Annotated in this window: 17 protein-coding genes and 1 tRNA gene; 2 read left to right on the top strand and 16 right to left on the bottom strand. The window is 74.1% G+C overall.

The features are described from left to right. Positions 1-28: 28 nt before the first annotated feature. From LG274_RS01830 to LG274_RS01815, 4 genes are all read right to left on the bottom strand, one after another. Positions 29-1,717 carry a monovalent cation/H+ antiporter subunit D family protein gene (locus LG274_RS01830; protein ID WP_404465038.1) on the bottom strand — a complete coding sequence of 563 codons (1,689 nt, stop codon included), beginning with the start codon at positions 1,715-1,717 and terminating at the stop codon, positions 29-31. Beyond that, positions 1,714-2,184 carry a sodium:proton antiporter gene (locus LG274_RS01825; RefSeq protein WP_248116948.1) on the bottom strand — a complete coding sequence of 157 codons (471 nt, stop codon included), beginning with the start codon at positions 2,182-2,184 and terminating at the stop codon, positions 1,714-1,716. Before LG274_RS01825 ends, LG274_RS01830 begins: the two co-directional genes overlap by 4 nt. Next, a complete protein-coding gene (locus tag LG274_RS01820; RefSeq protein ID WP_404465036.1) occupies positions 2,181-5,087 on the bottom strand; it encodes a DUF4040 family protein in 2,907 nt (968 codons plus the stop codon). Before LG274_RS01820 ends, LG274_RS01825 begins: the two co-directional genes overlap by 4 nt. Before the next feature lie 213 nt (positions 5,088-5,300). Beyond that, positions 5,301-5,382 (bottom strand) — tRNA-Leu (locus tag LG274_RS01815). 108 nt (positions 5,383-5,490) lie between these two features. On the opposite strand from LG274_RS01815, the gene LG274_RS01810 reads away from it, so the two are divergent. Further along, positions 5,491-6,081, top strand: a complete 591-nt coding sequence (locus LG274_RS01810) for an ANTAR domain-containing response regulator (protein WP_248116944.1) — start codon at positions 5,491-5,493, stop codon at positions 6,079-6,081. Positions 6,082-6,109: 28 nt separating this feature from the next. Here the strand turns inward: LG274_RS01810 and pyk are convergent, their stop codons facing one another. From pyk to hisI, 11 genes are all read right to left on the bottom strand, one after another. Then, positions 6,110-7,591 carry a pyruvate kinase gene (gene pyk / locus LG274_RS01805; RefSeq protein ID WP_404465034.1) on the bottom strand — a complete coding sequence of 494 codons (1,482 nt, stop codon included), beginning with the start codon at positions 7,589-7,591 and terminating at the stop codon, positions 6,110-6,112. 53 nt (positions 7,592-7,644) lie between these two features. Beyond that, positions 7,645-9,102, bottom strand: a complete 1,458-nt coding sequence (locus tag LG274_RS01800; protein ID WP_017488361.1) for a glutamate synthase subunit beta — start codon at positions 9,100-9,102, stop codon at positions 7,645-7,647. Next, the gene (gene gltB / locus LG274_RS01795) at positions 9,095-13,723 is read right to left on the bottom strand and encodes a glutamate synthase large subunit (protein ID WP_404465031.1); all 4,629 of its coding nucleotides are present in this window, start codon (positions 13,721-13,723) and stop codon (positions 9,095-9,097) included. Before gltB ends, LG274_RS01800 begins: the two co-directional genes overlap by 8 nt. 180 nt (positions 13,724-13,903) lie before the next feature. After that, on the bottom strand, positions 13,904-14,908 hold the full coding sequence (gene lgt / locus LG274_RS01790) for a prolipoprotein diacylglyceryl transferase (protein WP_404465029.1): 1,005 nt from the start codon (positions 14,906-14,908) through the stop codon (positions 13,904-13,906). 2 nt (positions 14,909-14,910) lie between these two features. Beyond that, positions 14,911-15,714 carry a tryptophan synthase subunit alpha gene (gene trpA / locus LG274_RS01785; RefSeq protein ID WP_248116939.1) on the bottom strand — a complete coding sequence of 268 codons (804 nt, stop codon included), beginning with the start codon at positions 15,712-15,714 and terminating at the stop codon, positions 14,911-14,913. After that, positions 15,711-17,036 (bottom strand): tryptophan synthase subunit beta, encoded by a 1,326-nt coding sequence (trpB, locus tag LG274_RS01780; protein ID WP_248116938.1) that lies wholly within the window; start codon positions 17,034-17,036, stop codon positions 15,711-15,713. Before trpB ends, trpA begins: the two co-directional genes overlap by 4 nt. 28 nt (positions 17,037-17,064) lie before the next feature. After that, the gene (trpC, locus tag LG274_RS01775; protein WP_248116937.1) at positions 17,065-17,871 is read right to left on the bottom strand and encodes an indole-3-glycerol phosphate synthase TrpC; all 807 of its coding nucleotides are present in this window, start codon (positions 17,869-17,871) and stop codon (positions 17,065-17,067) included. Between the two features lie 10 nt (positions 17,872-17,881). Beyond that, on the bottom strand, positions 17,882-18,229 hold the full coding sequence (locus LG274_RS01770) for an HGxxPAAW family protein (protein WP_298710319.1): 348 nt from the start codon (positions 18,227-18,229) through the stop codon (positions 17,882-17,884). A 63-nt stretch (positions 18,230-18,292) separates the two neighbouring features. Then, entirely contained in the window at positions 18,293-18,871 is a 579-nt protein-coding gene (locus LG274_RS01765) for a Trp biosynthesis-associated membrane protein (RefSeq protein ID WP_319074827.1), read from the bottom strand. Next, positions 18,871-20,433 carry a chorismate-binding protein gene (locus tag LG274_RS01760; protein ID WP_298710323.1) on the bottom strand — a complete coding sequence of 521 codons (1,563 nt, stop codon included), beginning with the start codon at positions 20,431-20,433 and terminating at the stop codon, positions 18,871-18,873. Before LG274_RS01760 ends, LG274_RS01765 begins: the two co-directional genes overlap by 1 nt. Continuing rightward, a complete protein-coding gene (hisI, locus tag LG274_RS01755; RefSeq protein ID WP_248116931.1) occupies positions 20,430-20,807 on the bottom strand; it encodes a phosphoribosyl-AMP cyclohydrolase in 378 nt (125 codons plus the stop codon). The genes LG274_RS01760 and hisI overlap by 4 nt, the downstream gene beginning before the upstream one ends. 39 nt (positions 20,808-20,846) lie before the next feature. Here hisI and LG274_RS01750 point away from each other — a divergent pair, with 39 nt between their 5' ends. After that, complete coding sequence (locus tag LG274_RS01750; protein WP_404465024.1) at positions 20,847-21,584, top strand: maleylpyruvate isomerase family mycothiol-dependent enzyme; 738 nt, start codon at positions 20,847-20,849, stop codon at positions 21,582-21,584. A gap of 24 nt (positions 21,585-21,608) precedes the next feature. Here the strand turns inward: LG274_RS01750 and hisF are convergent, their stop codons facing one another. After that, positions 21,609-22,379 carry an imidazole glycerol phosphate synthase subunit HisF gene (gene hisF / locus LG274_RS01745; RefSeq protein WP_248116927.1) on the bottom strand — a complete coding sequence of 257 codons (771 nt, stop codon included), beginning with the start codon at positions 22,377-22,379 and terminating at the stop codon, positions 21,609-21,611. Between the last annotated feature and the right edge of the window lie 35 nt (positions 22,380-22,414).

Here is a 22,414-nt window from a genome sequence, read left to right as displayed (position 1 = left end):
GGCCTCCCTGAGGTCTGCGGAGTGGGGGTCACAGGCCGAGCACCGCCTCGATGTAGGCGCTCGGGTCCACGAGGCCGGCGGCGGCCTGGTCCGTGAGAGTCCACAGGCCCTGGGCGCCGAGGCCGAGGGCCAGCGTCGTGGCGGCCATCAGGACGGCTGGGGTCGCCAGGCGCGCCGGGATGCGCGATCGGTGGGCGTCCTCGTCCGGGGAGAGCACCACGGGCAGCACGCCCGTGGGCGCGTCGAGGGCCTCGGAGGACATCCAGGACTCGGTGCGCTCGGTGTCCGTGCTCGACCCGCGGCCCGTCGCGGCGGAGCCGGCCGGCTCCGGGTGGGCGCTCTGCCCCGCCCTCACGACGGGCATCGCCGACGTCGCGAGCCGCTCGCGGTGTCCGTGCGGGGCCCGGGGCTCGCCCCAGAACCACGCGTTCCACACGCGCAACAGCGCCCACAGGCTCACGAGCGAGGAGCCCAGCAGCAGGGTCACCATGACGGTCCGACCCGCCTCGACGCCGGCCACCGCGAGCATCAGCTTCCCCACGAAGCCGGAGAACGGGGGGATGCCGATGAGGGAGAGCATGCCGACGAAGAACGCCGTGGCGATCAGGGGCTCGCGCCGGGCGAGGCCCTGCAGGTCCGCGAGGCGGCCGGTCCCGTACCGCACCTCGATCGCGCCGGTGGCCGTGAGCAGGCAGGCCATCACCACCATGTGGTGGATCAGGTAGAAGAGCCCGGCGGACAGTCCGGCCTGACTGGAGAGGGCGACGCCCAGGAGGATCCCGCCGATGCCGCTGACCATCTGCCACGAGAGGACCGAGCGCGTGCCGTGCTCGCCCACGGAGGCGACGGCGCCGACCACGAGCGTGAGCAGGCTCAGGGTGAGCAGCAACCAGAGGTGCCGCGGGTCGCCGTCGTACACCACGGAGTAGATCCGGTAGATCGCATACACCGCGACCTTGGTGTGCAGGCTCGCGAAGATCGCCGTGACGGCGGGCGATGTGGACGGGTAAGCGCGAGCCAGCCAGCCGTGGAGGGGGAGCACCGAGGCCTTGATGGAGAGCGCGAAGAGCACGAGCCCCGCGGCGAGGGCGACGCGCTCGTCCCGGGCGGCCGCCCCGGCGAGGGCCGCGAGGTTGACGGTGCCAGTGAGCGCGTACACGAAGCCCACGCCCGTCACGAGGATCGTGGAGGTGAGCAGGTTCAGCGTCACGTAGAGACGGGCGCCGTCCACGCGGCGCAGCGGCTCGCGGCGGTTGGCTGAGAGGACGAAGAGCCCGTACGAGGGCAGCAGCATGACCTCGATGAACACGAACAGGTTGAAGAGGTCCGCCGTGAGCAGCGCGCCGCTCACGCCGGCCACGAGGACGAGCATGAGCGGGGCGAAGTGGACCGAGTTGGCCACGCGGGAGCCGTAGGCGAAGGCCGCGCCCACGAGGGTGAGGGCGCTCGTGAGGGTCAGCATGAGGGCCGTGAGCGTGTCGGCGGCGAACGGGATCGCGACCCCGTCCGGCCAGCCGCCCACCCCGGCGGCCGCGACGGAGCCGTCGAGGGACCGCACGAGCAGGGCCGTGCCGGCCACGGCGGTGAGCGCGAGGAGCGCCGTGAGGGCCCCCCGATGCAGTCGGCGGTGCTCGCCGGCGATCACGAGCAGGCCCGCCGCGAGCAGGGGAAGGGCGACGAACAGGGGCAGCAGCAGCCCGACGGCGTGGTCGCTCATGCGCGTGCCCCCGGACCGTGCGGGGCGGACGGCTCGGCGGCCCGCGCGGACACGCGCGGGATGGCGCCGCTGCGCAGCTCCTCGGCGGCGGCCCTGCGCTCCGCCGCGGGGAAGCGGGCGTCGGAGGCCGCGGCCTCCAGCGCATCGGGTGTCTCGTGGGGGTCCGCCGTGGCGTCGTCGGTGCGGCCGGTGACGGCGAGCACGAGCAGCAGCACGGTGATGGCGAACGAGATCACGATGGCCGTGAGCACGAAGGCCTGCGGCAGCGGATCGGCCGCCCCCTCGGGGACCGCTCCCCCGGGGGTGAAGGGGGGTGTCCGACGGTCGGTGCCGCCGGCCGCGATGATCGCGAGGTTGGCGGCGTGGCCCAGCAGCACCATGCCGAGGATCACGCGCAGCAGCTCGCGCTTGGAGAACAGGTACACGGCCCCGAACATCAGCAGGCCCACGGTGATGGCGATGGTCATCGGGAGGCCCCCTCTCGTGTCGTCGTGATCGTGGTGGTCGGGGCGACGGCCGTGACCGGTGCCCCGGGAGGCGCGGGGAGGACTCCCGGCGGGGCGCCGTCGTCGACCGGGCCGTGCTCGTCGGACTCCTCCTCCGCCTCGTCCCCGCCCAGCAGCGCGAACGCGGCGACGACGAGCCCGATGACGGAGAGATAGACGCCCAGGTCGAACACGAGCGTGGTGGAGACGCCATAGCCGAGCACCTTGACGCTCGCGGAGCCCAGGAAGCCCTTGCCGGTGAGGTAGCCGGCGAGGCCGGCGAGCGAGCCGAGGGTGATGCCCCCGCCGATCAGGCTCATGTAGGGCCACTGCAGACGACGCGCCGTCCCCGTGTCCGCGGCCAGGTACATCAGGGCGTACCCGGCACCGCCCACGAGCGCCGCGATGAAGCCGCCGCCGGGCTCGTAGTGCCCGCGGAAGAACAGCAGGAGGGACAGGGCGATGATGACAGGGCTCAGCGCTCGTCCGAAGGTCCGGGCGTAGACGAGGTTCTCCCGCACGGAGGCGAGCGGTGAGTTCAGGTCCACGGCGGAGGGGCGCGGCGGCGCGGGGCGCCGGTTCATCAGGAGGGCGGCGATCGTCAGGCCGGTGACGCCCAGCACCGTCATCTCGCCGTAGGTGTCCAGGGCTCGGAAGTCCACGAGGATGACGTTGACGACGTTGTACCCGCCGGCGTCGTGGTAGGAGTGCTCCAGGTAGTAGCGGGAGATCTCCGAGACCCCGCCGCGGCCCGTGAAGGCGAGGACGCCCAGCATGGACGCGAGGCCCGCGATGAGGGCCGCCACCACGGCCCCCGCCCGGCGGGGGGTGCCGTCCGTGCGGAACCGCGCCGGGAGGCGCCGCAGCAGCAGCACCATGACGCACACCGTGAGGACCTCGACGAGGAGCTGGGTGAGCGCGACGTCCACGGCCCCGAGGGTGAAGAACCACAGGGTCACGCCGAAGCCCACGACGCCCACGACGACCATCGCCGCGATGCGCGTCTTGGCGCGGATGGTGGCGACGACGCCCGCGCCCACGAGGAGGACCAGGGCCCAGTCGTGCCAGCGCGAGGGCTGGCCCACCACAGCCGGGAGGTCCTCGACCGTGAGGACGCCCGCCACCGCGAAGACGCCGAGCACGAGTGCGGGCGTCAGCAGGTGGCCGCGCGGGGCGATGGTCCCGGAGGCGCGGCTGACGAAGGCGCCGATGTCCACGAGGGCGTGGCGCACGCCGTCCACGGCGGCGAGACCGGACAGGGGCAGCTCGACGTGGGAGGCGATCCGCTCGACGGGGCGGCGCAGTGCGACGAGGAGCAGGCCGCACGCGATCACGGCGGCCGAGACGCCCAGGGCGGGGGTGAGCCCGTGCCACAGGGCCAGGTGAGGGTGGACCGGCAGGCCCGCCGCGGCCGTCGCCGCCTTCCCGACCGGCTCGTCCAGCACCCCGGGGGCGAGCCCCAGGACGAGGCCGGCCAGCGCGCCCAGTGCCGGGACGGCCCAGAACGTGAACGAGGGGTCGTGCACCGGCTCGCCCCGGCCGGACTGCCACGTGTGGCGCGCGCCCGTGGGGCTGCTGCCCCACAGGCCGAGCGCGCCGAGCACGAGACGCCCGGAGTAGGCGAACGTGAAGACGGAGGCCAGGGCGATCCCGCCCGTGACGACCCAGGCCGTCCACGCCGGCCCCGGCGTGTCGAGGGCCGCGTCCAGCAGCCCCTCCTTCGAGACGAAGCCGAGGAGCGGCGGCACGCCGGCCATCGAGACGGCGGCCAGCACGATCGCCGTCCCGGTGACGGGCATGCGGACGTTCCGGGCGGCGAGGTCGCGCAGGTCCCGCCCGCCCGCCTGGTGGTCGACGATGCCGATGAGCATGAACAGGGCGCTCTTGAAGAGCGCGTGCGCCGCGGTGTGGACGATCGCCGCCGTGAGGGCGGCCGGGGTGCCCACGCCGATCAGGGTCACGAGCAGGCCGAGCTGGCTCATCGTGGAGTAGGCGAGCAGGCCCTTCAGGTCATGGCGGCGGATGGCCGAGACGGCTCCGAAGATCGCCGTGGTGAGGCCTGAGGCGATCAGCAGGGTGGACCACACGGCGGTGCCGGCCAGCACGGGGCTGAAGACGAGCAGCAGGAACACGCCGGCCTTCACCATGGCGGCGGCGTGCAGGTAGGCCGAGACCGGGGAGATCGCGACCATCGAGTCGGGCAGCCATGCCTGGAAGGGGAACTGCGCCGACTTGGTGAACGCCGCCACCGCGAGCAGGACCGCCACGAGGGTGCTCACCGCCGGGTCGCGCCAGAGGTCGGCCGCGAGCACGTCCGACAGGGACGCCGTCCCGGCCTGGACGATCATCACGGCCACCGCGCCCAGCAGCGCGAGGCCGCCGGCGACCGTGACGAGGAGCGTGCGGATCGCCGGCTCGCGGCCCTTCTCCCCCGCCCGCCCGATCAGGAAGAACGAGGTGAAGGAGGTGAACTCCCACGCGACGAACAGCACGACGAGGTTGTCCGCCAGGACGAGGAGGAGCATCGAGGCGGCGAAGACGGTCATCAGCAGGTAGAACGTCCCGTGGCGCTCCTTCTCGCGGTCCCGGCCGAGGTAGCGGCTGGAGTACGCCAGGACGCCGGCGCCGATCACGAGCACGATCTGCGAGAACACGAGCGCGAGCCCGTTCAGGCGCAGGTCGAGGTCCACCCCGATCGCGGGGATCCAGGCGTGGTGCTCGCGGACGGCCTCCCCCGTCCAGGCGGAGAGGAGGACGCCGGCGGCCGCGAGGAGGGGCACGGCCAGCACCCATCCCGCGTCGCGGCCGAGCCACCGGCCCAGCGGGACGGCGGCCGCCACCGCGAGGGCGGTGAGACAGAGGCTGATCAGGAGCAAGTGGGACACCCCGCATGGTCGAGGAACGTCGGACGTGGGCCGGTGGGGCCCACGGGCGGAGGGAGGTCCGCGGCGGGCCGGCTCAGCGGCGGCTCGGCGGCACGCCGGCGTGGAGGGCCCCCCACGAGGAGACCTGCCCGTTGGTGCCCCGGGCGCTCACGTCGGCACAGCGCGTGTCAGGAGACTCCATGCAGGCGCCTCCTTCCGGCGGGTCGATGGGGGTGCCCGAAGTGGGACTCGAACCCACACGCCTCACGGCACCGCATTTTGAGTGCGGCGTGTCTACCGATTCCACCATTCGGGCAGGTCCGCACGACGGCGGCCCCGACCACTCTAACAGGGGGCCTCAGGCGCACACGGTACGCTTCTTGCGCCCGGGCACCCGGCCCGGCCCCCTCACCCGGAGGTCCCCATGAGCCCCAACGCCGAGACCCCCCGCCTGCGCGCCGTCGTCGCCGAGGACGAGGCCCTCATCCGTCTCGACGTGGTGGAGCTGCTCACCGCGGCCGGCTACACCGTGGTCGCGGAGGCCGGCGACGGCCGCGCCGCCGTGGACGCCGTGCGCGAGCACCGCCCGGACATCGTCGTGATGGACGTGATGATGCCGGTCATGGACGGGATCGCGGCGGCCGGGGAGATCGCCCGGGACCGCCTGGCACCGGTCGTCATGCTCACGGCCTTCTCGCAGCGCGAGCTGGTGGAGCGGGCTCGCACCGCCGGGGCGATGGCCTACGTGGTGAAGCCCTTCACGGAGAGCGACATCGTCCCCGCGATCGAGCTCGCGGTCGCGCGCTTCGACGAGCTGCGCAGCCTCGAGGCGGAGGTCCGGGACCTGGGCGATCGCCTCGAGACCCGCAAGGTCGTGGATCGCGCCAAGTCGCTCCTCCAGGAGCGGATGGACCTGACGGAGGCGGAGGCCTTCCGATGGATCCAGAAGACCTCCATGGACCGGCGCCTCACCATGCGCGAGGTCGCGCAGACGGTCGTCGACCAGGTCGGCTGACGGCTGGCCGCCGCGGCCGCCACGCCGCTCAGCGCGGGGAGTGCGCGGGCCAGAAGCCCACGGGCTCGCGCTCGGAGGGCGGGACGGCGACCCCGCTCGCGTCGTCGCCCACGCGGTGCACGCGCAGGGTGTTCGTGGAGCCGACCTGCCCGGGGGGCGAGCCGGCCGCGATCACGACGAGGTCTCCGCGCTCGGCGATGCCCTCCGAGGTGAGGGACTCCTCCACGAGGCGGGTCATGTGGTCCGTGGTCTCCGCGAAGGGGACCATCTTCGGGTACACCCCCCACGCGATGCACAGGATGTTGTGGGTGTGCTCGCGGTGCGTGTACGCGTAGATCGGCTGCCGCGGGCGCAGACGGGAGAGGCGGCGGGCGGTGTCGCCCGACTCCGTGAAGGTGGCGAGGAACGGCACGTCCAGCTGGTCGGCCACGTCGACGGCCGCCCGCGTGATCGCCCCGCCGCGCGTGCGCGGGCGGGAGCCGAGCGGGTGGATCATCTCGAGCCCGTGCGTCTCCGTGGACTCGATGATGCGCGCCATCGTCTCCACGGTCAGCACGGGGTACGTGCCCACCGAGGTCTCGCCGGAGAGCATGACGGCGTCCGCGCCGTCGAGCACGGCGTTCGCGCAGTCCGAGGCCTCGGCGCGGGTGGGGCGCGGGTTCTCGATCATGGACTCGAGCACCTGGGTGGCCACGATCACCGGCTTGGCCCAGCGGCGGGCGAGGTCCACGGCGCGCTTCTGTACCACGGGCACCTCCTCGAGCGGCAGCTCCACGCCGAGGTCGCCACGGGCCACCATGATCATGTCGAACGCGTCCACGATCGCCTCGAGGTTCTCCACGGCCTGCGGCTTCTCGATCTTCGCGATCACCGGGACGCGGCGCTCCTCCTCGTCCATGATCGCGTGGACGCGCTCGACGTCCGCGGCGTCGCGCACGAAGGACAGGGCCACCATGTCCACGCCGGTGCGCAGCGCCCAGCGGAGGTCGTCCTCGTCCTTCTCGGACAGGGCGGGCACGTCGACGGCGACGCCGGGCAGGTTGATGCCCTTGTTGTCCGAGACGTCCCCGCCGACCTCGACCTCGGTGACGACGTCCGTGTCGGTCACCTCGACGGCGCGCAGGCGCACCTTGCCGTCATCCACGAGGAGGGTGTCCCCCGGGCGGACGTCCCCGGGCAGGCCGGCGTGGGTGGTCCCCACGAGGTCCGCGGTGCCCTCGACGTCGCGCGTGGTGATGGTGAAGCGGTCCCCCGTCTCGAGGCCGTGGGGGCCGTCGGCGAAGCGGCCGAGGCGGATCTTGGGGCCCTGCAGGTCCGCGAAGATCGCGACCGGGCGCCGCTCCTCCACGCTGAGCCGGCGCACGCGCTCGAAGGAGCCCGCGTGCACCTCGTGGTCACCGTGGCTCATGTTGAGGCGGACCACGTCCGCCCCCGCCCGGATGATCGCGCGGGTGGTCTCGTCGGAGGCGGTGGCGGGCCCAAAGGTGGCGATGATCTTGGCGTGTCTCATGGGTCCACTCTAGGCACGGGCGCGCCCCCCGTCCGAGGGGCGCGCCCCGCCGTTCACCTCAGGACGAAGCCGTGGTCGGAGGGCCGGACCGGCGCCGGGAGCATGGTGTCCCCCGTGAGGAACCGGTCCACCTCGGCCGCGACGGCGCGGCCCTCGGCGATCGCCCACACCACGAGCGAGGCGCCGCGGGAGACGTCGCCGCAGGCGAACACGCCCGGGGCCTGCGTGGCGTACGTCTCGTCGCGGACCACAAGGCCGCGCTCGAGGCTCACGGCGGAGCGGTCCACGAGCTCGTCCAGGTCCGCGCCCGTGAAGCCGAGGGCCAGCAGCACGAGGTCGGCCGGGATCTCGTGCTCGGTGCCGGCGCGCGGGCCGCGGGTGCCGTCGGCCCGGATCTCGGTCTCGGCCACCTTCAGGGCGCGCACCCGGCCGTCCGCGTCGCCGAGGAACTCGACGGTGGAGGCGAGGTAGGTGCGCTCGCCGCCCTCGGCGTGCGCGGAGGCGACCTCGAACAGGGTGGGCACGGTGGGCCAGGGCTGATGCTCGGGGCGCTGCTCCGGCGGCCGCCTGCCGATCGCCAGCGTGGTGACCGAGGCGGCCCCCTGGCGGTGGGCGGTGCCGATGCAGTCCGCGCCCGTGTCGCCGCCGCCGAGGATCACGACGTGCCGGCCCTGGGCGCTGATCGGCTCGGGCTCGCCGCCGGCGACCCGCCGGTTGACGGGCACGAGGTAGTCCATGGCCAGGTGGATGCCGTCCAGGCCACGGCCCGGCAGAGGCAGCTCCCGGCCGACGGGGGCGCCGGTGGCCAGTACCACGGCGTCGTAGCGGCGCTGCAGCGCCTCCCAGCTCATGTCCGTGCCGATCCGCACGCCGGTGCGGAACCGGGTGCCCTCCTCGGTCATCTGGGCGATGCGGCGGTCGATCAGATGCTTCTCCAGCTTGAAGTCCGGGATGCCGAACCGCAGCAGCCCGCCGAGCGCCTCGTCCTTCTCGTAGACCACCACGGTGTAGCCCGAGCGGGTCAGCTGCTGGGCGGCGGCCAGGCCCGCCGGGCCCGAGCCGACGACGGCGACGGTCAGCCCGTTCTGCCGCTGCGGCGGGTGCGGGGTGAGGGAGGGCGCGTCGAAGAGGTGGTCCGCGATCGACAGCTCCACCTGCTTGATGGACACGGCCGGCTGATTGATGCCGAGCACGCACGAGGCTTCGCACGGGGCGGGGCAGATCCGGCCGGTGAACTCGGGGAAGTTGTTCGTGGCCTCGAGGCGGGCGCCGGCCTCGTCCCAGTCGTCCCGGTACACGAGGTCGTTGAACTCGGGGATGAGGTTGCCCAGGGGGCAGCCGGCGTGACAGAAGGGCACGCCGCAGTCCATACAGCGGGAGGCCTCCGTGCGCACGATCGCCTCGTCCTGGCGCACGTGGACGTCCTTGAAGTCCATGATGCGGACGGGGACGGGGCGCGAGGGGCGCGCGACGCGCTCGCGATGCTTCAGGAATCCGCGCGGGTCAGCCACGGGTCACCTCCAGGATTCGGGCCCAGGCGGCGTCGCCGTCGGGGTCGGTGCCGGCGTCCCCGCTCTCGGTTCGGATCTCCTGGACGGCCGCGTAGCGGCGCGGCAGGACGGTGGTGAAGCGCTCCCAGAGCGCCTCGGCGGCCTCAGCGGGGCCGTCCAGCTCGGCGAGCAGGCGCGCGGCCAGGTCCGAGCCGGTGGCGGCCCGGTGCTCCTCGAGCAGCTCGCGGATCAGCGCGCGGTCCGCACCCTCGGGGCGGCCGAGCAGCAGCTCGTCCTCCTTGACGGCGAGCGGGTTGAGCTGAGCGGGGTCCAGGTCCAGGAAGAACCCGACGCCGCCGGACATGCCGGCCGCGAGGTTGCGGCCGGTGTCCCCCAGCACGAGGGCGGTGCCGCCCGTCATGTACTCGAGGCCGTGGTCGCCGATGCCCTCGACGACGGCGACCGCCCCCGAGTTGCGGACCAGGAACCGCTCCCCCACGCGGCCGTTGAGGAACAGCCGCCCCGAGGTGGCGCCGTAGCCCACCACGTTGCCGGCGATCATGTTCTCCTCGGCCGCGAAGGGGGCCTCGGGGTCGGGTCGCAGGGCCACCGTGCCGCCGGAGAGGCCCTTGCCCACGTAGTCGTTGGCGTCCCCGGACAGGGTGATGGTCACGCCGGCCGGCAGGAAGGCGCCGAGGGACTGCCCGGCCTCGCCGGTCAGCTCGATGCGGATGGTGTCCCGGGGCAGCTCGTCGTCGAGCCGGGCCGCGGTGACGCGGTGGCCCAGCAGGGTGCCCACGGAGCGGTCGGTGTTCACGAGGCGGTCCGTGACGGTCACGGGCGTCTCGGTGACCACGGCGTCCGCCACCTGGTCCAGCCAGCGCTGGTCCGCCTGGTCCTGGAGCCGGTGGTCCTGCTCCGTGAGCCGGCGGCGCGGGGCCTCCTCGGGCACCCCGGCGTCCGAGAGCACGCCGGACAGGTCCAGGCCCTCGGTCTTGAAGTGCCCGATCGCCGCGTCCTTGTGCAACAGGTCCTGGCGGCCGATCGCCTCGTCCAGGGAGCGCAGGCCGAGCTCGGCGAGCAGCTCGCGCACCTCCTGGGCGATGTACTCGAAGAACGTCACCACGAACTCCGGCCGGCCGGTGAAGCGGGCGCGCAGCTCGGGGTTCTGCGTGGCCACGCCCACGGGGCAGGTGTCCAGGTGGCACACGCGCATCATGATGCAGCCCGAGACCACGAGCGGCGCCGTCGCGAAGCCGAACTCCTCGGCGCCGAGCAGGGCCGCGATCACCACGTCCCGGCCGGTCTTGAGCTGGCCGTCCACCTGCACGGTCACGCGGTCGCGCAGCCCGTTGAGCCGCAGCGTCTGCTGGGCCTCGCTCAGTCCCAGCTCCCACGGCGTGCCGGCGTGCTTGAGCGAGTTCAGCGGGGAGGCGCCGGTGCCGCCGTCGTGGCCCGAGATGAGCACGACGTCGGCCTTCGCCTTGGTCACGCCGGCGGCCACCGTGCCCACGCCGGTCTCGGAGACCAGCTTGACGTGCACGCGGGCCTGCGGGTTGGCGCGCTTGAGGTCGTGGATCAGCTGGGCGAGGTCCTCGATCGAGTAGATGTCGTGGTGCGGCGGCGGGGAGACGAGGGAGACGCCCGGCGTCGAGTGCCGCGTGCGCGCCACCCACGGGTACACCTTGGCGCCCATGAGCTGGCCGCCCTCGCCGGGCTTGGCGCCCTGGGCCATCTTGATCTGCAGGTCCGTGGCGGTGGACAGGTACAGGCTCGTGACGCCGAACCGGCCCGAGGCGATCTGCTTGACGCGCGAGTTGCGCTCCGGGTCGAGCAGGCGCTCGGGGTCCTCGCCGCCCTCGCCCGAGTTCGAGCGCGCGCCGAGGCGGTTCATGGCCACCGCGAGCGTCTCGTGGGCCTCCTGGGAGATCGAGCCGTAGGACATGGCGCCGGTGGAGAACCGCGTCACGATCGACTCGACGGACTCGACCTCGGAGACCGGCACGCGCTCGCGCCCCTCCGTGGCGAGCCCGAGCAGGCCGCGCAGGGTCATCAGGTCCGCGGACTGCTCGTCCACGCGCCGCGTGTAGTCCTTGAAGATGTCGTAGCGCCGCTCGCGGGTGGCGTGCTGCAGGCGGAACACGGTCTCGGGGTTGAACAGGTGGGGCGGGCCCTCGCGGCGCCACTTGTACTCGCCGCCCACGGGCAGGCCCGAGGTGCCGCGCGGGCCCACGGTGGAGGCGGAGGAGCCGTCCACGGGGAACGCCGTGGCGTGGCGGGCCGCGGACTCGGCCGCGATCACGTCCAGCCCCACGCCGTCCATCGGCGAGCGGGTGCCCGTGAAGTAGCGGTCCACGAAGGACCGGGAGAGGCCGAGCGCCTCGAACGTCTGGGCGCCGCAGTACGAGGCCACCGTGGAGATGCCCATCTTGGACATGATCTTCTGCACGCCCTTGCCGAGCCCGTGGATGAGGTTCCGGGTGGCCTCCTGCTCGGTGACGCCGGTGAGCGTGCCGGTGCGCACGAGCTCCTCGGCCGTCTCCATGGACAGGTACGGGTTGACGGCGGAGGCGCCGTAGCCGATCAGCACGGCCACGTGGTGGACCTCGCGCACGTCGCCGGCCTCCACGAGCAGGGAGGTGCGGGTGCGCGAGGCGCTCGCCAGCAGGTGGTGGTGCACGGCCGAGGTGAGCAGCAGGGACGGGATGGGCGCCCACTGCGCGTTGGCGTCCCGGTCCGAGAGGACCACGTACTGCACGCCGCGCTGGACGGCCGCGGAGACCTGCTCGCAGATCTCCTTGAGGCGGGAGCGCATCTCCTCGGCGCCGCCGGCCACGAGGTAGAGCCCCTTGACCTTGAGGGCGCGGCGCGTGCCGTCCTCGGCGCGCACCGCGGCGATGCGGGCGAGCTGCTCGTTGTCCAGCACCGGGAAGGGGATCTCGACGGCGTCCGTCGTCACCTTGCCCGCGGCGAGCAGGCTCGCCTGGGGTCCGATGCACGTGCGCATCGAGGTGACCTGCTCCTCGCGGATGGAGTCCAGCGGCGGGTTGGTCACCTGCGCGAAGTTCTGCATGAAGTAGTCGAAGAGCAGGCGCGGGCGCGGGGAGAGCACCGCGATCGGGGTGTCCGTGCCCATCGCCCCGAGGGGCTCGGCGCCGTGCCGCGCCATGGGCTCGATGATCGTGCGCACCTCCTCGTCCGTGTAGCCGAACAGGCGCTGGCGCAGGCGGACGGAGTCGCCGTGGTAGCGGACGGGCTCGCGCTCGGGCAGGTCCTCGATCCGCCGCAGCGAGTCGGCCACCCAGTCCTTCCACGGAGCGGAGGCGGCGATCTCGGCCTTGACCTCCTCGTCCTCGATGATGCGGCCCTGCTCGGTGTCCAGCAGGAACATCCGCCCGGGCTTGACCCGGCCCTTGCGGACCACGGTGGCCGGGTCGATGTCCAGGACGCCGACCTCGGACGCGAGCACCACGAGCCCGTCCCGGGTCTCCCAGTAGCGGGCGGGGCGCAGGCCGTTGCGGTCCAGCACAGAGCCGAGCTGCACGCCGTCGGTGAAGGCGATCGCGGCGGGGCCGTCCCACGGCTCCATGAGCATCGAGTGGTATTGGTAGAACGCGCGCCGGTCCTCGTCCATGGTGGTGTGGTTCTCCCACGCCTCCGGGACCATCATCATGATCGCGTGCGAGAGCGGGCGGCCGGCCAGGTGGATCAGCTCGGCCACCTCGTCGAACGAGGCCGAGTCCGAGCCGGAGGCGCTCACGATGGGGAACATCTCCTCGGGCACCTCGCCGAGCAGCGGGTGGCGCAGCTCGCCCTGGCGGGCCCGCATCCAGTTGCGGTTGCCCTTGACCGTGTTGATCTCGCCGTTGTGCGCGATCGTGCGGAAGGGCTGGGCCAGCGGCCACGAGGGGAACGTGTTCGTGGAGAAGCGGGAGTGGACCACGGCCAGGCGGGTCACGTACCGCTCGTCCGAGAGGTCCGGGTAGAACGGCTCGACCTGCGCCGTCGAGAGCATGCCCTTGTAGACGAGGGTGCGCGAGGACAGGGAGGGGAAGTAGACGCCGCTGCGCTGGGCGCGGCGGCGCAGGCGCCAGGCGCGGGCGTCCAGCGACTGGCCGGGGGCCTCGACGTCCTCGCCCGCGGAGACGGCAAGGAAGAGCTGCTCGAAGACCGGCACGACGGCGCGCGAGCCCGGGCCGAGCACGGACTCGTCGGTGGGGACGGGCCGCCAGCCGAGCAGGTCCAGGCCCTCGACGACGGCGGCCTCGGCGATCGCCTCCTGCGCGGCGGTGCGGGCGGCCTCGTCCTGGGGCAGGAAGGCGGTGCCGACGGCGTACTCCCCCGCCGCGGGCAGCTCGAAGGAGACGGTGGCGCGCAGCAGGGCGTCGGGGACCTGGGTGATGATGCCCGCGCCGTCGCCGGTGCCCTCGTCCGCGCCCACGGCGCCGCGGTGCTCGAGCGCCCGCAGGGCGGTCAGCGCGTCCTGGACGATCTTGTGGGTGGCCGGGCCGCGCAGGGTGGCGACGGCGGCGAGGCCGCACGCGTCCTTCTCCTGCTCCGGGTCGTAGAGACCCGCCGCCTCCGGCTGGGCCGCGAACGCGCGGAACGGGTCGGCGTGCGGGGTCTTCGATGGGTGCTGCATGGCGCGTCCTTCTCCTGTGGCCGGCCGGAGGGCCGGGGTGAGGAGGGGACGACGCTGGCCCCTGCGATGGTGAGCGGACCCTGCCTCGGGGATCGCCCGGCGGGTCGCGTTGCGCACGAGAGTAGAGAGGAAGGCGACCTGCGCCACATTCTCAGACGCGGATGTCCGAATGCTGGACGCTCAGCGGTCCTCGCGGACCCCCGCGGCCGTGGATCCGGCGCCGTCGTCGGGGCCCTGCCCCGCGACCGCCGCGTCGACGGGCGCGCCCGCGCCGGCCTCGAGGGCGGGGCCGCGGCCGGGCAGCCACACGGAGTCGTCCGAGCGCGGGCCGGCGGCGGCCGGGCCGTGCTTGACCAGGATGACGGCGAGCATCACGAGCGCCAGCAGGAGCATCACGATCGAGGTCCACACGTTCAGGCGCTGGGTGAGGCCGAACAGGGTGACCAGCTCCGCGTCGTCGATGCGCAGCGTCTCGATCCACACGCGCCCGGCGGTGTACCAGGCCACGTAGGCCCAGACCATCGCCCCGCGGCGCAGCCGCCACCGGCGGTCCGCCAGGAGCAGCACGGCCACGCCGAGCAGGCACCACAGGGACTCGTAGAGGAACGTGGGGTGGAACAGGGTGTCCGGGGCGACGCCGTCCGGGAAGTTCGGGTGGTCGGCGTCCACGCGCAGGCCCCACGGGGCCGTGGTGGGCCCGCCGAACAGCTCCTGGTTGAACCAGTTGCCCCAGCGGCCCACGGCCTGGGCCAGCAGGATGCCCGGGGCGACGACGTCGCCGAAGGCGCTCAGGCGCAGCCCGTACCGGCGGCACGCGATCCAGGCGCCCACGGCGCCCAGCGCGATGGCGCCCCAGATGCCCAGGCCGCCGTTCCACACGTAGAAGGCCTGGACCGGATCGCCCGTGCCGTCGAAGCCCGGGCCGAAGTACCGGTCCGGGGAGGAGAGCACGTGGTAGAGCCGGCCGCCCACGAAGCCGAACGGGATGGCCCAGATCGCGACGTCGAGGACCGCGCCCTCGGGGCCGTTCCGGTCATCCCAGCGGCGCGAGGCCAGCCAGAGGGCCAGGATGATGCCGAGGATGATGCACAGCGCGTAGGCGTGGACCTTCAGCGGGCCCAGCTGCAGGCCGTCCCACGACGGGGACGGGATCGCCGCGAGGGGGGCGAGGGCACCGGCGAACATGCTCAGGCCTCCCGCACGGTGCCGGCGGCCAGCTCGCGCGTCAGGGCCGCGACGGCCTCGGGGCCGCCGTCGGTGAGGGCGCGCACCAGCGCGGTCCCCACGATCGCCCCGTCCGCGAACGCCCCGATCTCGCGGACGTGCTCGGCCTGGGAGACGCCCAGGCCCACGCACACGTGCTCGGCACCGGCCTCACGGGCGGCCCGGACGACGGCCTCGGCCGCGTCCGAGACCTGGTCGCGGGCGCCGGTGACGCCCATCACGGAGACGGCGTAGACGAACCCGCGCGAGGCCTCCACGGTGAGGCGCACGCGCTCCGGCGAGGACGAGGGGGCGGTGAGGAACACGCGGTCCAGGCCGTGGCGGTCCGAGGCCTCGAACCACTCCCCGGCCTCCTCGGGCACGAGGTCGGGCGTGATGAGCCCCGCTCCCCCGGCCGCGGCCAGGCGGCCCGCGAACTCCTCGACGCCCATCCGGTCCACGAGGTTCCAGTACGTCATGACGAGCACGGCCGCGTCGGTGCGGGCGGTCACCTGCCGCACGATCTCGAACACGTCCGCCACCCGGAAGCCGGCGGCGAGCGAGGCGGCCGTGGCGCGCTGGATGACGGGGCCGTCCATCACCGGGTCGGTGTAGGGCAGGCCGATCTCGATCACGTCGGCGCCGTTCTCCCCGAGGGCGACGGCGGCCTCCACGCAGTCCGCCACGGAGGGGTAGCCGGCGGGCAGGTAGGCCACGAGGGCGGTGCGCCCGGCGTCGCGGGCGGCAGCGATCGCGGCGGCGGTCTTGGAGGTCACGTCGGTGCTCACTGCTCTTCTCCCGGGGTCAGCTCGTCCAGCGGGTCCTTCTGCTCGTCCGCCTCCCCGAGGCCGAACCAGGCCGCGGCCGTGGCCACGTCCTTGTCGCCGCGGCCGGAGAGGCTGACCACGATGATGCGCTCCTCGCCCTCGGCGGTGTCCGCGCCCACGAGGCCCTCGTCGGCCCAGCGGCGGGCCAGGCGCAGCGCGCCGGCCAGGGCGTGGGCGGACTCGATCGCCGGAAGGATGCCCTCGGTGCGGGTGAGCCGCTGGAACGCGGCCATGCACTCGGCGTCGGTGACGGGCTCGTACGCGGCCCGGCCGGTGTCGTGCAGGAAGGCGTGCTCGGGACCCACGGCGGGGTAGTCCAGGCCCGCGGAGATCGAGTGCGAGTCGATGGTCTGCCCGTCCTCGTCCTGCATCAGGTAGGTGCGGGCGCCGTGCAGCACGCCGGTGCGGCCCAGGGTGATGGAGGCGGCGTGGCGGCCGGACTCGAGGCCCTCGCCGCCGGCCTCGAAGCCGTACAGCTCCACGCCCTCGTCGTCCAGGAACCCGTGGAAGAGGCCCATCGCGTTGGATCCGCCGCCCACGCACGCCGCGACGGCGTCGGGCAGGCGGCCGGTCTGGGCGAGGACCTGCTCGCGGGCCTCCTCCCCGATCACGGAGTGGAAGTACCGCACCATGGTGGGGTAGGGGTGCGGGCCGGTGACGGTGCCGATCAGGTAGTGCGTGGTGTCCACCGAGGCCACCCAGTCGCGCAGCGCCTCGTTGATGGCGTCCTTCAGGGTGCGGGCGCCGATGGTCACGGGGATGACCTCCGCGCCGAGCATCTGCATGCGGGCCACGTTGAGGGCCTGGCGGCGCGTGTCCTCCTCCCCCATGTACACGGTGCACTCCATCCCGAAGAGGGCGGCCGCGGTGGCGGTGGCCACGCCGTGCTGGCCGGCGCCGGTCTCCGCGATCAGGCGGGTCTTGCCCATGCGCCGGGCCAGCAGCGCCTGGCCGATCACGTTGTTGATCTTGTGCGAGCCGGTGTGGTTGAGGTCCTCGCGCTTGAGGAAGATGCGCACGCCCGGGGTCTCGGCAGCGAAGCGCGGCACCTCGGTGAGCAGCGAGGGCCGGTTGACGTAGTCCCGGAAGTAGCCGCGCAGCTCCTCCTCGAACGCCGGGTCCCGGCGCGCCACGTCGTAGGTCTCCGTGACCTCCTTGAGCGCCGCCATGAGGGACTCGGGCATCCACTGCCCGCCGTACCGGCCGAAGTACGGGCCCGGCAGGCCCTGGAACACGCCCTCGAACTCGATGGACGGCTGGGTGCTGGATCGCTCCGCGCTCATGGGCGGACCACTTCCTTCGGTCGGGGGGTCAGCGGACGGTGAGGGAGGCGGCGCGGAACGCGCGCAGCGCCGCCTCGGGGTGGCCGTGGCGCACGAGGGCCTCGCCCACGAGGACGGCGTCGGCGCCGGCGGCAGCGTAGGAGCGGATCTGCTCCTCGGACTCCACGCCGGACTCGGCGACGCGCACGACGTCCTCGGGGAGCCCGGCGGCCAGGGCCGCGTAGCGGTCCGGGTCGATGTCGAGGGTCTTCAGGTTGCGCACGTTCACGCCCAGGATCCGGGCGCCGGCGGCCACGCCGCGCTCGACCTCCCCGGGGGTGTGGGCCTCGACGAGGGCATGCATCCCGAGTGACTCCGTCAGCTGCAGGAGGCTACGCAGGCGTGCGTCGTCGAGGGCGGCCACGATGAGGAGCACGAGGTCCGCCCCGTGGGCGCGGGCCTCGTGGACCTGGTACTCCTCCACCGTGAAGTCCTTGCGCAGGACGGGCAGGGCGACGGCGGCGCGCACGGCGTCGAGGTCGGCCAGGCTGCCGCCGAAGCGTCGGGCCTCGGTCAGCACGGAGACGGCGGAGGCTCCCCCGCGCTCGTAGGCGGAGGCCAGGGCGGCGGGCTCGGGGATGTCGGCGAGGTGCCCCTTGGACGGGCTGGCGCGCTTGACCTCGGAGATCACGTGGATCCCCGCGGGGTCGGTACGGCCGCCGGTCAGCGCCGCGTGCGCGTCGAGGGGGGCCGGGGCGGCCGCGACGAGCTCCGCGAGCCGCTCCTGAGGGAGCGATCGGCGGCGCTCGGCGAGGTCCTCGCGGACTCCCTCGACGATGTCGTCGAGGACGCTCACGGAGTGGGCCTCAGTGGCCGCGGCGGGCCGAGTCGGGCCGGGCCGACTGGCGCTTGGCCGACACGAGGCCCACGATGCCGCCGATCACGAGCATGGCGAGGCCGATCCAGATGAGGATCTGCAGGTCGGTGAGCGCACCGATGCAGCCGGCGAGGACGCCGAGCACGCCGAGACCGGCCATGATCCAGCCGCCCGGGGTGTTGCCGTGGTCCGGGACCTCCGCGTGCGTGGGGTCGCCCAGCACGCGGCCGTCCTCGGTGACGACGACCCCCGCGTCGACGCCGCGGTCCGCGTCGCGCTCCTCGCGCAGGTCGCGACGGCGGGTGCCGGAGGTGGTGGTGGTCTCGGTGTGGCTCATGGGTGTCCCTCACTCGACGTGGTGTGCATGACGACTGCCCCTCATTGTGCCACGGGACGCCGCTCAGGTCGGGTCGTGACCGCGCGAGAGGTCGTCCCACGCGTCCATCTCGTCCACCGTGGCGGCGGGTGCGGCCGTCGCGCCCGCGGGGGCGCCGGCGGGAGTGCCGGCGGCCGCCTCGTAGCGGCGGGCGGAGCGCCACGAGCGGGCCGAGGCCAGGGCGGCCGCCCCCGTGAGGGCGGCCAGGACGCCGGCCGCCGCGCACACCCACGGCCACACGGTCACGGCATAGGAGGCGGCGTCAGCGGTGGTGCCCGTGACGGCGGCGACGGCCGGGGTCGCCGTCGCCACCGGGTCCAGGGCGGCGAAGACGGCGGTCGAGGCGATGACCACGCCGGCCAGCACCGTCAGGAGGCCCACGACGACGGCGCCGACCCGGCGGGCCGTGGTCAGGGCGAGCGCCCCGGCCATCACGACGACGGCCATCGCGGTCGCCACGGGCGCCGCGGAGGCGCCCACGGCCCGCGCGTGGTCGGCGGTCCCACCCGTCAGGCCCGACGCCTCGACCCAGGTCTGCCCCGCGGTCGCGAGGACCAGCGCGCCGGAGGCGAGGGCGAGGAGCACCGCCGTGCGGCGGCGCATCACGCCTCCTCCAGCTCGGCGGCCGCGAGCACCGCACGCAGCGGGGCGGTGGCCTTGGTGACCGTCTCGGCGGCCTCGGCCCGCGGGTCCGAGTCCGCCACGATCCCGGCACCCGCCTGCACGTGGGCCTGTCCGCGGTGCAGGGTCACGGAGCGGATGTTGATGGCCATGTCCATGTTGCCGGCGAGGTCGAAGTAGCCGACGACTCCGCCGTACGGCCCGCGCTCGGTGGGCTCCCACTCGTCCAGCAGCTGGAGCGCGCGCGGCTTGGGGGCTCCGGAGAGGGTGCCGGCCGGGAAGGCGGCCCGCAGCACCTGGAGGGCGTCGACGTCGTCGCGCATGCGCCCCTCCACGTGGGAGACCAGGTGCAGGATGTGGCTGAACGCCTCCAGGCCCATGAACTGGGTGACCGCCACGGAACCGGCCTCGCACACGCGGGAGAGGTCGTTGCGGGAGAGGTCCACGAGCATGAGGTGCTCGGCGCGCTCCTTCTGGTCGTGGAGCAGGTCCTCGCCGAGGCGCGCGTCCTCCTGGGCGCTCGCCCCGCGGCGGCGCGAGCCGGCGATCGGGTGCGTGACGACGTGCCGGTCCTGGACGGTGACGAGGGCCTCGGGCGAGGAGCCGACGATCTCGTACGGCTCCCCCTCGGGCGTCTCGAAGGAGAAGAGGTACATGTACGGGCTCGGGTTGACCGTGCGCAGCACGCGGTACACGTCCTCCCCGCTCACGTCCGTGGTCACGGAGAGGCGGCGGGAGAGCACCGCCTGGAAGACCTCGCCGTCCCGGATGGCCTGCTGGGCCTTCCCGACAGCGGCTCGGAAGCCCTCGGCCCCCCAGCGGTCCTCGGCCTGCGCCGCCACGTCCTCCGCGGAAGCGTCCAGCCAGCGGCGGGAGACGGCGCTCACGGGCTCGGGCACGGGCGTGCGGAGCCGCTCGACCATGGCGTCCAGCCGCGCGAGGGCGTCGTCGTGGGCCTGCTCGGCCCCGGTGGCGAGGCCGTTGCCGTTGATCGCGTTCGCGATGAGGGTGACGGTGCCGTCCACCGCGTCGTGCACGGCCAGGTCCGTGACGAGGTTCATGGCGAGGTCGGGAAGGCGAAGGTGGTCCTCGGGCGGGTGCGGCAGGTGCTCCCACGAGCGCACCGTGTTCCAGCCCAGGAAGCCGACGAGCCCCGAGACCAGGTGCGGCAGCGACACCCCCACCCGGTCCCGGACGTCCGTGCGCAGCAGGCGCAGGGAGTCGGCGAGGACCTCGAGGGCCGGGCCCTCGCGGCGCAGCCCCTCGGGGGGCGTGCCCTGCCAGTGGGCCTCGCCGTCGCGCGCCGTGAGGGTGGCCGCGGAGCCGGCGCCGATGAAGCTGTAGCGGGACCACGCGGCGCCCTGGGACGCGGACTCCATGAGGAAGGTGCCCGGACGCGATGCGGCGAGGCGGCGGTGGATGGCCAGGGGCGTGAGGCCGTCGGCGAGCACGGTGCGCACCACGGGGATCACGCGTGCGGTGTCCGCCAGGCGCAGGAACTCGGCGCGGTCGGGGGTGGCGTCGGAGGCGTGGGGGCGGGTCATCGGGCGTCCTCCTCGGGGGTGCGGCCCGTCAGGTCCGCGATCCGGCGGTCGGTGAAGCAGCTGGCGGTGCCGGTGTGGCACGCGGGCCCGGTCTGGTCGACGCGCAGCAGGAGCGTGTCGCCGTCGCAGTCCGCGCTGACGGCGAGGACGCGCTGTCGGTGGCCCGAGCTCTCGCCCTTGCGCCACAGCCTCCCGCGGGACCGGGACCAGTAGGTGGCCCATCCGGACTCGAGGGTGAGGCGCAGGGACTCCTCGTCCATCCACGCCATCATGAGCACCTCGCCCGTGTCGTGCTGCTGCGCGATGGCCGGGATGAGGCCCCGGTCGTCGAAGGTCAGGGACTCCGGGAGGCCGGCGGTCTGGGGGGTGCTCATGGAGGTCCATTCTAGGGAGCCGCGTGTAGCGTGGAGGCCATGGCCGAGACCCCCGCCGCCGCGCAGCACACCGCCACCGACTTCGCGGTGGCCTCGCGCGCCGCGCTGGTGGAGGCGCTGCTCGCCGCGGGCCCGGCGGCGCCCACGCTGTGTGAGGGCTGGCGCACGGAGCACCTGGCTGCCCACGTGCACCTGCGCGAGACCTCCCCCTCGGCCGCCGGGATCGTCCTGCCCGGGGTCGCCCGCCGCCGGCTCGCCCAGCTCACGCAGGAGCTCGGCGACGCCCACGCCTCCGAGGAGGGCTACGCCGAGCTCGTCGCGCTGGTGGCGCGCGGACCCCTGCGCGCGCCCGGCGAGGGTCCCCGCGTCGCGGCCCGGCTGCGGGGGCTGGCCGCGGCCGCCCGCCGGACCGCCCCGGGACGGCGCGTGGCCGGCCAGGTGCAGCTGCTCGAGTTCTTCGTGCACACCGAGGACGTGCGGCGTGCGCAGGAGCGCTGGGCTCCGCGCATCCTCGCCGACGACTACGCGGACACGCTCTACACCCGCCTGCGCGGTCGCGCGCGGCTCCTCTACCGCGGGGCCGAGACCGGGATCGTGCTCGCCCGCCGGCTCCGGCCCGCCTCGCGCGTGGACAACACGCCCATCGTCGCGCGCCGGCCCGGCGAGGACGGCGTGAGCGTGCGCGTCACGGGGGCCGCCGGCGAGCTCGTCCTGCACGCGCACGGGCGACGCCGCGCCGCGCTCGTGACCACGGACCGCGTCACCGGCGCGGCCTGAGCCGCGCGGCGTGGTCCGTGCCCCTCAGCGGACGACGTGCCCCGCGGCGCGCAGCGCGTCCTTGACGCGGGCGAGCATGTCGTCCGGGCCGAAGTGGAACAGGGACGCGGCCAGCACCGCGTCCGCCCCCGCGGCCACCGCCTCCGGGAAGTGGGCCGGCTCCCCCGCGCCGCCCGAGGCGATCAGCGGCACACGGGTCACGGCCCGGACGTCGCGGATCATCTCCAGGTCGAAGCCGGCCCGCGTCCCGTCCGCGTCGATCGAGTTCAGCAGGATCTCCCCCACGCCGCGCTCGGACGCCTCCCGGCACCACTGCACCGCGTCGATGCCGGTCCCCGTGCGCCCGCCGTGGGTGGTGACCTCGTAGCCGGACGCACACGCGGGGTCCTGTGTGCGCCGCGCGTCGAGGGAGAGCACGAGCACCTGGGAGCCGAAGCGCCGGGTGATCTCCGTGATGAGCGCAGGGCGGGCGACGGCGGCGGTGTTCACCGAGGCCTTGTCCGCACCGGTGCGCAGGAGGCGGTCGACGTCGTCCACGGTCCGGACGCCGCCCCCCACCGTGAGCGGGATGAAGACCTCCTCCGCCGTGCGGGTGACGACGTCGTACGTGGTGGCGCGGTCCGCGGTGGAGGCGGTGACGTCGAGGAACGTGAGCTCGTCCGCCCCCGCGGCGTTGTAGCGGCGGGCGAGCTCGACCGGGTCGCCGGCGTCGCGCAGGTCCTCGAAGTTGACGCCCTTGACCACCCGCCCGGCGTCGACGTCGAGGCAGGGGATGACGCGGACGGCGACGGTCATGGCGGGGCTCCTTCGAGGCCGACGGGGGTGCGGAC

The sequence above is a fragment of the Micrococcus antarcticus genome (assembly GCF_044872765.1).
GTDB lineage: Bacteria > Actinomycetota > Actinomycetes > Actinomycetales > Micrococcaceae > Micrococcus.
This window is presented reverse-complemented; position numbering and strand designations above follow the sequence as displayed.